The 13,203-nt window shown below is 37.4% G+C and carries 6 protein-coding genes; all 6 read right to left on the bottom strand.

The window, feature by feature from the left end; translation table 11 throughout:
* Complete coding sequence (locus ACT3CD_RS14280; protein ID WP_444646325.1) at positions 1-1,137, bottom strand: acyltransferase family protein; 1,137 nt, start codon at positions 1,135-1,137, stop codon at positions 1-3.
* Positions 1,138-1,318: 181 nt separating this feature from the next.
* The gene (locus ACT3CD_RS14275; protein ID WP_444646324.1) at positions 1,319-3,025 is read right to left on the bottom strand and encodes a glycoside hydrolase family 28 protein; all 1,707 of its coding nucleotides are present in this window, start codon (positions 3,023-3,025) and stop codon (positions 1,319-1,321) included.
* A 150-nt stretch (positions 3,026-3,175) separates the two neighbouring features.
* Positions 3,176-5,476: a GH92 family glycosyl hydrolase gene (locus tag ACT3CD_RS14270; RefSeq protein WP_444646323.1), complete on the bottom strand. Its 2,301-nt coding sequence runs from the start codon at positions 5,474-5,476 to the stop codon at positions 3,176-3,178.
* A gap of 5 nt (positions 5,477-5,481) precedes the next feature.
* On the bottom strand, positions 5,482-7,770 hold the full coding sequence (locus ACT3CD_RS14265; protein WP_444646322.1) for a GH92 family glycosyl hydrolase: 2,289 nt from the start codon (positions 7,768-7,770) through the stop codon (positions 5,482-5,484).
* 252 nt (positions 7,771-8,022) lie between these two features.
* Positions 8,023-9,645, bottom strand: a complete 1,623-nt coding sequence (locus tag ACT3CD_RS14260) for a RagB/SusD family nutrient uptake outer membrane protein (protein WP_444646321.1) — start codon at positions 9,643-9,645, stop codon at positions 8,023-8,025.
* A 12-nt stretch (positions 9,646-9,657) separates the two neighbouring features.
* Positions 9,658-12,654 carry a SusC/RagA family TonB-linked outer membrane protein gene (locus ACT3CD_RS14255; RefSeq protein WP_444646320.1) on the bottom strand — a complete coding sequence of 999 codons (2,997 nt, stop codon included), beginning with the start codon at positions 12,652-12,654 and terminating at the stop codon, positions 9,658-9,660.
* Positions 12,655-13,203 lie beyond the last annotated feature (549 nt).

The following is a 13,203-nucleotide window of genomic DNA, read 5'->3' as shown; positions in this document are numbered from 1 at the left end:
TTATATTTTAATGTATATTTTATTTCGATGTAATACATAACCTAAAAACCAGCAAATCAAAGCAAAAAACAGGGCAGTAATCAATGAGCCCATAGGGCCTGGAATTATATTTTGAAATATTTTTTCACTGCCCCATTCAAAGATATCTAACCCTGGAGCAACTGGAATTAAACGTAATGTTACATAAAACAACTCTGAAAAAAGGTAGATAAACAATGGATTCTTTCCAAAAACATTAAAAAACATAACGCCTTTTTTGAGATTTCTCAACTCAATAAGATAGATTAGAACAGCCATAATAGACAAATCTATACCTATAGTGAACAAAGCAAATGAGCTAGTCCATAATTTTTTGCTGATGGGAAAAATTAAATTCCACCATAAGGCAACTGACGTTAGTAAAAATCCAACAAGCAAAAGTTTTGCGATTCCTTCAAATGAGTTTCCTTTTTTCCGGATAAAAACACCGGCAATATAACCGCCAACAACATTAACAATAGCAGGCAGTGTACTCAATAAACCTTCAGGGTCAAACAAGCTTTTTTTATAAATATGCCCAAAGCCCAAAGTCAACAAATCAAATTTAGAGACAGCGTTAGTCGCCATTTGAAATTGAGCTCCGGGATCACCAAACACACATAAAAGACCCCAATACCCCAATAGTATCATGGCTGATAATATTATGGCAACCCGCTCTGATAAATAATAAAAAATAACCGAAGCAAAAAAGTAACAAAGAGCTATCCTTTGCAACACTCCCATTATCCGCGTTTCAGAAATAGGCTTTAGAATTAAATCGCCATTATCTCCCAACTTAAAAAATGGGAACCAATACATGAGATAGCCCAATAAAAAGATAATAATAGTTCTTTTTAATATTCTTATCCAGACATTCCTGGCTGATGCCTGTTTCATCCTTTCCATGGAAAAACTCAATGAGCATCCCATTGCAAAAAGGAATGATGGAAACACCAGGTCAGCTAAAGTAAACCCAAACCACTCGGCATGTCTAAGGTACCCATACATTTCGGCACCGGTTCCAGGCGTATTTACAACAATCATCAAAGCTATTGTAACTCCTCTAAACACGTCCAATGAAAGAAAGCGTAATGGCTTTGTCTTTACCGCTTCATTCATATCTGTAATAATATTTGATTAAATATTTAAGTTAAAAAAATATTTCTCTTACTATTATTGTGCAAAAACCTACACTTTATTGTATAAGCTACCCCATTAAGGATTGCTGTATTCGTAAAATTTAGTCAATCCAGCGACCATTCAGGTCAATAGCAAACCCAATATAATTATCATTGATTTCTCATTTTACTCTTACAATTTTTTCATCCGGAAAATCAATTTCACCATTCGCCACATCTTTTAAAACAAACTGAGCCTGATCACCCGCATTCTCTACTTCAACACTTTTTATTATCAAATTGGCAACGTCATCAAAAACAAAAGCCGGGCGAAAATCTTTTTTCTCCAGCCGCAAATAAATATTATTCAACACAATACTATTAGCATGCCGAACGTAAAAGCCCCAGGCGGGCAGTTCTCCAAACATTGAAAACTCAGGATATTTCTCAATTTGTTCCGGAATCCGGTTTAAATCACTTAATGGAATATATGCCATGCCTTTGGTTGCTCTTCCGGGATAAATAATTTCAATATTTTCAATTGTAACATTCGCTACTTTATGGCCTGGGATACCTGTAATGGATGCAGGAAATGGATTATGAAAAAAATCAACCTCAGGACCACGCAAATCATAATCGATATCAGGTCTGCCAAAAGGAATCTCAACCTTCATATCCGAAATATGAATATTTTTAACGACCCCGGGGCTTTTTCCTCCACGATGACCTAGACGAATAAATATTGCATTACCAGTATTTTCAGCAACGATGCCTCTCACAATAACGTTTTCAATTACCGCACCATCAACTGATTCTATGGCTATTGCAGAACGAAAAGTATCAAACACCTTTATATTTTCAATGGTAATATTTTTGAACCCGCCAAAAGATGCAGTCCCAAACTTTATAGCACTTGCGCTACTTCGAACGGTGCAATTAGCAACATAAATACTATCGTTCCATGTTTCGGGATGATATGATTTGAGACAAATACCATCATCTGCAGCATTTATATTACAATTGGTGATTTTTACATTTTTACAATCTGTTATATCAATCCCATCATTATTCCAGTACGCACGATTGATAACTGTAAGATTATCTAAAACCAAATCTCTACATAAGTCAAATGATAACCCCCAACTAGCACTGTTGGTAAGGGTTATATTTTTTATTTCAACATTTTCACATCCAAGGAAACGGAATAATTTTGGCCGGACCAATTCACTTGGCCGCATTCGCCTGCTATTGTAATTTTTATCAATTAAAACCCCTGCGTGATGAAGACTATCAATAGTTAAGGCCAGGGGTAATCCCTGACCATCAATAGTTCCCAAACCTGAGATTTTTATATTTTTCGCTTCAAAAGCCAGTATAAGTCCCAACTCTGAATTGTCATTTGCGTTTGAGCTTAAAATATCTTCTTTTCCCTTAACTTTAAAATAATCATAGGGACTTGTACTTCCCAATAAAACAGCGCCTTCTTCAAAACACAACTCAACATTACTTTTTAACTGAATACTCCCAGTTAAGAATTTACCTGAAGGAAAAATAATTTTGCCTCCACCTTTAATATTTACCTCGTCTATAGCCCTCTGTATGGCTTCGGTATTTATAGCAATACCATTTGAAATGGCCCCAAAATCAAGAATATTATAAGACTTTCCATAGTTTGGCGGTGCAATACCCAATACCAAAATAAAAATAAGTGTCGGCAAAAAGAAGCCATTTTTTTTGCGACTCTCGCATTCAAAATGATCGTGTACGACAGTCAAATCACATTGTCCCAGTTGCGAAAGCTTTAAAAATGATACTTTCTTATCTGCTCCCGGAATTATCGGGCAAGCACTTACGAATCTTTGGATAATACCCATTTTTAAACAAATCATATTTTTAATAAAATATACAACTACCTTAAATTTACCAATCAAGGGTTCTCTCTTTAACTAATATGGCATCATGTTCAGATTAGTTAAGCCTTGATTATCAATCACAATAATGTCGGCGAGTTTTAAAAATAATCCCTTTTGCATTTAAACCTATATATCCTGATCAGATTTTGAAGGAGGCAATATTTCTGTACCCCATTTATCCGAAGGTTCAGGGCCCATTTTTAAAACCAATATTCCACCTTTTACAATATCGCGATGCTCAATCCAGGCTTTTGAATATTCTTCGCCATTTAGTTGTGCCGATTGAATATATGTATTTTGCGATGAACTATTTTTTACTTCAATAATAAAATCATTGCCATTTTCCTGATGAATGATTGTTTTCCTGAAATAAGGCGCATTAATCAGATAATAAGATTGACCGGCGTTTGGATACAAACCAATCATGTGAAAAGCCAACCAGGAAGACATCGCTCCTGAGTCATCATTACCGGGAATACCACTGGGACTGCAATTATAATTTTGATCAATAATGGCGTGAATTCGTTCATTACTTAAATCCGGTCGTCCAATCCAATGATACAGATTAGGGCTCAGAAATGATGGTTCGTTAGCAACATTATATAAACCTAAGTCAAACAAAGTATTCAACCGGCGTTGAAACGCGTCTTTTCCGCCTGATAATTGCACCAATTTAGCGACATCATGAGGAACAGACAAAGAGTACTCCCATGAACTGGCTTCGTAAAAAAAGCCACACCACCAGCATACACATATGGGCCAGTCCTGCATCACTGGTGTATAGGGCACATAAGAATTTCGTCCATATTTAGAGTTGCATTGGATGCTGTCCACCCAATTCCCATACGCATCTTTGGGCATAATAAAACCTCGTGATCCGTGATCTTCAATATCACGCCAAAGATTTTGCCAGTTATCAGCCTGCTTAATAAATCGCCAATATTCACCTCTGCGTTTAATATTTTTAGCTACTATAGCCAGGCAATAATCATTATAGGCATATTCCAGGGTTCGGTTTCCGGCTCTTACAAAATCAGTAGAAACATACCCCAAACGGTTATAATCAGTCAAACCTCCACGTCCATGCTTCTCTTCATTATCACCGGGAGGAATATTAGCGTCTTTAAGCATAGCATCCAGTGCCAATTTATAATTTATGCCATTTAACCCTTTTACAAAAGCATCAGCAATAACAACCTCGCCGTTTGATCCACCCTGAGTTCTGCCGTTATAGTTACCACTCCTGGCGTCTGGCATATATCCCTCTCGTTTATAGATATCCAGCATGCTATTAATAATGTCAACCTGACGCGATGGCGTAAGCAAAGTGATTAACGGACTTGATGAACGATACGTATCCCATATAGCATAAAAATCATCATAATATGGCGCATTATTCTCCCACAACGGATTTTCGCCTGTTCTGTCAACAGGCATTAGCATGGTATGATACAATCCGGTATAAAGCATTGTTTTCAACTCTGTGCCGGCATCCTCATTTACCTCCAGACGTTTAAATATGGCATCCCATTTCTCATGTAACTGATTTAACGTCTGATTAAAATTCCAATGCGGTATTTCATTATCCAAATTAGCTTTAGCCTTTAACTGACTTAAAAATGAAATACCTATTTTCATTTGTATATCATCATTTGCCCCATCAAAAGCTAATATTGCACCGGTTTTATCACCCGTATCAATTTGTGTCTTTTGATCAGGGTATAATGTTTCGCCTTTCCAGGTAATAAATCTGGCAATTGGCTGATCAAATACCGCAGAAAAATAAACGGTATAAGCACCACCATTATTCCATCCGCCACGAATTCGACTATAGCCCCGAACTTCAGTGTCAGAAACAACTTCAACTTCCGAGCTCACAAATTGCTGCGCTTCGCGTGCTTCCGGATTGGGGATTGAAGGTTCGCCTAAAAACTTTCCTAAATCAATTTTAACAAATTGTTTGGCGCCTTGCGGATATGAAAAATGATAAAACGCAGCCCGGTCAGAAGTGGTTATTTGCGTTTGAATACCCCAGTTATCAAGCATTACGCTGTAATACCCCAGTTCAATTTGTTCTTCACTTCTATGTGATGCTTGATGAATTGAAATTGAATTTTCTTCAGATGAAAATGGCATGACCGAAATATTACCATACTTGGCGCCACCTCCTGTACCACTTACATGAACCTGACTAAACCCATAAATTGCCTTATCAGGGTCAGCAGAATAACCACTATTGGCATTCACATCATTATCAGGCCCTGGTTTTACCATGCCATAGGGGGTTGATGGCCCAATAAAAACATTTCCCAATCCCTCTGATCCAATTTTAGGATCTACATACTTAAAATTCTGTGCATCCATGGTTACCAATAAAAGCCATGAAGACACCAGAATCACAACAACTTTAACATTTAGCTTAACCATTATTTCTATTTTTTAAATCCCCAGTTTTTATTGAGGACACTATCCATTTGTAAAACTAAAACACCTCCATCCGTAAACTTATGTTGAGGAATCGAATAAAAACGAACCTCTTCTCCATTTAATGATGCTGATTGAACAAAACAATTTTTACCAGAGTTATTTTTTGCCACAATGGTAAACGTCTTACCTTTATAATAATCACGACATAGATGAATTCTGATTTTATCGAAAATGGGACTTCCAATTTCTAATTGGGGTTCTAAAGAACACCCCCCTTTCATTGAGAACAAACCCATTTTCATCAGTACCGATAATGAACTCATCAATCCCTGATCTTCATCTCCACTATAACCTCTTTGTGTACCAACCCCTTCATAAACGTTCTCAACAACTTTACGCGACCAATATTGCGTCAACCAGGGGTTGCTCAAATAATTAAAAATGAAGGCAGTTTGAATAGATGGTTGATTGCCATAATTAATAGGTATTCGACTAAATTCGGGATGCTTTTCTCTTTCATGCGAAGAGCCCGCCGTAAAACCCAGTTTTTCGGATTCAGTAAACGCCTGGTTTAATTTTAAGGAGGCAGCCTCGTTTCCTCCCATTAACTGACTAAGACCTTCTATATCATGAGGGACATACCACGTGTTTTGTGCACCATTCGCTTCTATAAATCCATTTTCAATCAAATAAGGGTCAAAATCAGCTTTCCATTTTCCATGAATATTTTTAGGCCGCATCCATCCACTTATTGTATCGTATACATTTTTATAATTTAAACTCCGATTAAGAAAATACCGGGCATCTACTTTTTTATTCAACTTTAAAGCTAACTGCGCTAATGCCCAATCCTGATAAGCATATTCTAAAGTCTGACTAGCACCATCCTGATGTGCACCATAAGATATGTCTGAAAGCGGGTAAGGTACATATCCGTTCGCTATATAATATGACAAACCTCCTCCAACACTTGTGTTATGCTCATATCCAACCTTATCCATTATACCTCCAGGCATTTGATTTTTCTTTAGTGCCTGATAAATATTATCCAAATCATTTTTGATAATACCTTTTTGAATTGCGCTTATAATAAATGGATTGGATGAAGCTCCGGTCATTACATATGTATAATTCCCGCCTGAAGGACCTCTTGGTATTAATCCGCCATCTTTGTAATACTGCATCAGCGAATGAACAAACTCTTCCATTACATCAGGATAGACTAAACCCCAAAGCGTGTTTATGGTCCATTGTGCCCCCCAGAACGAATCGGAATTATAATGATTAAACAATGGTTTCCCGTTATCGTTAAGCGGAAGTTGTCCTATCCTAAATTCGTCACCGGTATTATCGGGATACGCACCATTTACATCACTAATAATTCTACGCCCCTGAAGCGCATGCCATAAATCGGTATAAAACCTTTGCTGCTGTTCAGTGGTCCCTCCTTCAACTTCAATGCGCGATAATAAACCATTCCATTCAGATTTAGAGTCTTTAACCACCCGATCAAAATTCCAACCAGGCAATTCTTCTTTCATATTTATTTCAGCATTTGTGACGGAAGTATATGATATGGCCAATTTCACCAGTAAAGATTTAGACTTAACATTCCGAAAGCAGACAAGATAATTACCTGTAATTGAATCTCGTACTATTTTTTCAACAGGCCTGTTAAATTTTACGGCAAAATATATAGTGCATGGTTTAGGACGGCGAAATGTGGGCTTATTGGTTACCTGGCCTGTAATAAAATCAGCCTTTCCTGACTTTTTAAGAACGCCGTCACTCATAAAACTAGGACCAAGTTGTCCATTTAAATTAAAAAGCAATGCAATATTTTCGCCAAAGGTATACCGATGAAAACCAACCCGTTTTGTTGAAGTTAATTCTGTTTGTATTTGATACCGCTTTAAAAACAACTGATGATATCCGGGGGATATTGTTTCGGTTTGATGACTAAAATCTGAATAATAATTCTGAAATAAACGATCAGCATTGATTAAAGTGGGATCAATTGGCATTATAGATGGACCTGCCAATTGCCAGGCATGAACGTGACTAAATCCTTTAACAGTGTCTGTATTATATCGGTATCCACTTCCCCAGGCACCATTGGTTTCAGTATCCGGACTTAAATTTACCATACCAAAAGGCCGCGAAGCAGAAGAAAAAAAGAACCATCGGGAATTTTCGGTGTCAAGTAATGGATATACTTTATTTACAAACGCGCTTTCTGATGTTTTTGCTTTCTTATTTATCACGCACGACGCTCCCAAAATAAGACAAAACAAAACCCCTATGATTTGATAAAAACAACACTTAAAGATATATATCAAAATATTATGGCTAGTCGACATTCCGGAATATTAATTTAATTTGAAAATACCAAAACACAGGGCAATACTTCTCACATCCTAAAGCGATGCGACATTGTTAGTGCGCCCATATTATTTATTAAAAACAAAAATTCATAGACCACCTGAATAAACTTAAAAAGGAGGATATTCTGAGGAACACCCTCCTTTTCACAGAACAAATTAAAATTAATAGCCTGTATTTTGAGTCCAGTTGGTATTCTCATTCAAAACACCTGTTGGAACAGGAAATATGCGTTTGGTATAATCAGTTTTGGCATTTGGATTAATGGCATTTTTGTAACCCCAGTCCTCTTCAAAATGGCCGAAGCGGATTAAGTCATTACGACGCCAATTTTCGTCGAAAAACTCACGACCACGTTCATCAAGTAACTCATCCAATGTAGGTTCTGAACTAATGGCAGGTGCATTGACATAAGAACGTATCTGATTAAACAACCCCATAGGCGTATCGCCATTTGTAGCGTTGGCACCCCTTAAAATCGCCTCGCACTTGGTAAGCAGGATGTCAGCATAACGAAAAATTGGCACATCATTGTCCTGGCAACGACTGTATAATCCATAATCGTTTGGATCCATTATAAACTTATTGAAACGATACCCCTGTGACCAGCCAGACACAGTATTCCCGACATTAAGATTCTCATCCTCAACCGCCAATACAATAGACTTAGTCAAAACAACCGGTTCGCCCTTATAAACAAACGGCGTTGTTGTTACCTGATAAGTGGCAGGATCATACTGATACAATGCGTCTTTAAATATAGCCTCATTACGACGATCACCATCCAGATTAAATAATTCGGCAAACTCCGGATTAACAGCAAAATTACCAGCAGCCGATTTTGCCAGGGGCATTCCGTAAAGACCAGCACCACTGTTGCCATCACTATCCCCTTTACGCCATGTACGAAAACGGCCGTAAGTCAATCCATCCTTATTCGCAGCTGTGTATGGCATAGCATAAATAAAATCTTTTATACTGTAACCATTGGTAGGATAAAATTTAGTCAGGTAGTCATCACTAAGATTAAAAAAGCCCGATTGAATAATTTCATCACATGCAGATACACAATCATCCAATTTCTCATTTACGTCAGTTGCCGACCAACTTGAGTTGGTAACATCTTTTGTGTAGACATTCCAATTGATATACAACTTTGCCAATAGTGCATTAACCATCCAATAAGTTGGCTTTCCATAGGTAGAGGCATCAACATTTGTTGGCATATTGTCACGTATCGTCAACAATTCAGATTCTATCCATTCAGCCACATCCGCGCGAGGACTACGATTCAAAACCTCATCCGCCTCCAATGCATGATCTAAAATAGGAACATCTCCATAACTATCCATCAAAATGAAATGATAGAAAGCACGAATGGCACGAACCGGCGCGTTGACGGCTTCTTCTTCACCTCCCAAATCAACAATAACCTGATTACATTTAGTTATACCACTTGCCAGGTCAGACCAATATCCCATACATGCATCATCAGCCATAAAGTTATGCAGACTAGGATGTGCATAATTACCAGAATCATAATAATCGCCATCAAAACTAACGCCCATACATTCATCAGACGAAAGTGTCATTGCCTCATTATATCGGCGACCTAAAACACCCCGGAATGCATAATAAACGTCAGAAGTCTTGGCCTCAACGGCAATCTCAGAATCCGGATATGACGTGTATTGAGATTTTATATCCACATCCAAATCGGTACAACTGCTTGCAGCCAAAGCTATAAATGCAGCCGATATATAATTTTTAATATTTATTTTTTTCATAGGAATTTAATTTTAGAAATTGACATTAAGCCCAATCATAAAAGTTCGGGTTCGGGGATAATATGTTTCGCGACTGTCAATGCCTGGCGTGAGACCACCTAAAGAAATTTCTGGATCGAGCCCTTTATAACTACTCATTGTCAACAGGTTGTTGCAAGTAGCATAAACATTTAATCCGTTAATATAATCCCCAACTTTTCCAAAGTTATAATTCAGAGATAAGGTAGAAAGACGCAGATATTTACCGTCTTCCAAATATCGATCTGAAGGCGCCTGTGCATTGACATCGGTATACTTCTGATTGGTTGCAACTTCGCGTAATACATTCTTTCCTGTTGAAACTAATGCAATATAGTTGTATTGAGCACGGGTTGAATTCAATATTTTATTACCGGTCACCCCCTGAATAAATGCGGTTAAAGTCCAATTTTTATAATTCAGCGTATTATTCCATCCATAAGTTAACTCAGGTTGCGCACTTCCAACTTTAGTGCGATCCGTTTCCTGCGGACTGGTCGTAAACTCACCGGTGCGCTCGCCGGTTTCCGGATCATGCACATAAAACTGAGAAACGCCACTGTCATTATATCCAGCCCATTCCCACATATAAAAAGTTCCTATCGCTTCACCTTCCATTATACGCTGAACATTAGCTGTAGAGTAGCCTCCAATATTCGGATTCCCGGCATTGATATAATCCACTGAATAAGTTTGATTAGAAAGACTTACAACCTCATTGTTATTGTGAGAAAGATTTAAAGATGTTTCCCAACGAAATTTTTCCGATTGAACAGGAATTACATTCAAAGAAAATTCTATCCCTTTGTTGCTAATCTCACCAACATTAGCAAGCATACTTCCATAAGGATAACGGTTGGTAGATACAGCATAACTATATATCAAGTCCTCTGTTCCTTTGTCGTAATATTCCAAAGTACCTGTAATGCGGTTTTTTAAAAACCCGAAATCCATGCCAATATTAAGCATACTGGTGCGTTCCCACTTCAAATCGGGATTGGCGTTGCTTGTGGCGGCTAAAGTACGGTAATCTAAAATGTTCCCGTTTTTATCTGTGTAAGAGAACCAGCCTGAAGCACCATAAGTTTGTATGGCTGTATATGCGTCAAAACCTAATGAATTTCCACTTACGCCATAACCAATACGAAATTTCAAATCATCAAACACATTTAAATTTTTAATAAAACCCTCCTCAGCCAAACGCCAGGATGCTGATAAAGAAGGGAAAGTGGCCCAACGGTTATTCTTGCCAAAAGCAGAACTACCATCACGACGCAAAGTCGCCTGAAATAAGTATTTGCTATTATAACTGTAATTAAAACGACCATAAAAAGAAATCATACGCAAAGTAGAGAGTGTATGATTGCTATTAATACCTGAAATATCCATACTATTGGCATACCCCATATTATAATATTTCAGAGCATCATCATAAAAATTATACACAGTAAGTCCAAAGCCATCATTATTATCAGACTGCTCCCAGGAATAACCCGCCATAAGACCAAATTTGTGAACATCTTTAAAAATCTTATCATAATTAAGATAAGTCTCTAAAACAGTTTTCGTATTCTCGACTGCTGTTCGACTTGCCTGACCATGCTGAGATGAATAAATCTGAGAAGCTGAAGTGTTATAATTACTATAAAGATGTTGCTCGTTTTGATAAGAAAGGCCCAGATTATAAACCAAACCATCAACAATACTGAAAGAAGCATTGGCAATACCTTGTAAACGTTTGCTCTCCGTATTGTATTCATCCTCGTAAATCATTGACATTGGATTGTAATTCTGAGAGATTCCGGAACTTTGATACCAACTGTTATCTTCATTCTTTACAGGGACCAAAGGAGAATAATAATTCATGGCATCAAGAACACTAGTTCCCTGATTTCCCATAGGTACATTGTGATTGTTGGTAATGCTTCCGTTCAGACTGAACGACAGTGTTAAACGATCAGCCAGTGTTGTAGTTTGTAAAAAAGACCGGGCAATGAAACGGTTCATATCAGTTTCCTTGATAACCCCCTGTTTGTCCATATAATTAATACTCGTATTATAACTGGTCTGTTCATCGCCACCACTAATAGAAACATTGTGATTCTGACTAAATGCAGAACGTTGAACTTCCTTTTGCCAGTCGGTATTACCCCCTTCATCATTCGGCAGAGAAACGCCATTGGCTGAAGCATAGGCACGAAGCTCTCCGGCCGTCATCATATCCAAATTATTTAATACATTATCAGTAGCTACATAACTACTATAGCTTACATTGGTCTTTCCATTTTTATTACCTTTTTTTGTTGTAACAAGAATAACTCCATTGGCAGCTTTTGATCCATAAATAGCAGTTGCTGAGGCATCACGCAGAACATCGATACTTTCAATATCCTCTGGTGCAATCAGAGACAGTGACATCCCCGGCGTTCCATCAATAATGTAGTATGGTTCCTGTGCTTCGCCGGTGCGCAAAGTAGAAGCGCCACGCAAAGTAATAGATGAGCTACCGTTAGGGTTAGAAGTTTGTGTAATTGTTAAACCGGGAACTTTTCCCTGCAGTAATTGTGACGGATCGCTATAAACGCCGGTATTAAGATCTTTAGCGCTAATAGTAGTTATTGAACTAGTAACATCCTTTCGTGTCATTTTTCCATATCCAATAGCGACCACTTCATCCAGACCTATCACACTTGGCTTTAAACTGACTGTGATACTGGTGGTATTTTGATCAAGTACAACTTCTTTCGTTTCATAGCCAACAAAAGAAAAAACCAAAATTTTGGCAACTGAAGGTAATCGTAACATAAATTCACCATCAACATCAGTAATCGTACCGTTTGTTGTTCCTTTTACAATAACAGAAACACCCGGCATTGTATTTCCCTGATCATCTAATACAGTTCCAGACAATTGAATGGCCTGGCCCCACGTATTAAATGAATAACCTATTAAAAAGGTTAACATGACTAATTTTAAAATGAATTGTTTCATAGAAGATAATTTAGATTTTAATACCCAAATTTACATTTCATAACACTTTGTGCGCTGGATTATTTATTCAAACAACTAGACAATACAATCAATCTATATAGATTTTGTCCTAAAAATCGAACTTTTATAAAAGAATCGCTTTAATTTCTCAGCACAAGAATAATTATCATATAAGAACTAATTGTCAGCTAAAGGCTAAATCTCTGTTAAGTAAATTCATTGATTATGAAAACCTGATTTAAAAACAGAAAGTTCAGGGTTAAAGCTTGCGCGGCCAGAAGACTCTGGTGGGAAATTCATCAAACGATTAAACTAAAACGTTGCACTTGTATTTTGAAATAAACACAATGGAGAGGAGAGCCGGTTTGACCAGAAACCGGGTTGTCGTATTATTCCTTTTTAACGAAAAAAAACAAAGGGTAAATAAGGCAACTACAAAACAATGCTGTAATTACGAGGGATAATTGGAAGGAAAATAAAAAAAGGCTGCCAGACAGGATTAAAATCCATATCGGCAGCCTTCAAATAAATATCCAAATACTTAATGCT

The organism is Geofilum sp. OHC36d9 (assembly GCF_052400685.1).
GTDB lineage: Bacteria > Bacteroidota > Bacteroidia > Bacteroidales > Marinilabiliaceae > CAZHHH01.
The sequence above is the reverse complement of the archived record's forward strand: the minus strand, read 5'-3'. Positions and strand labels throughout refer to the sequence as shown.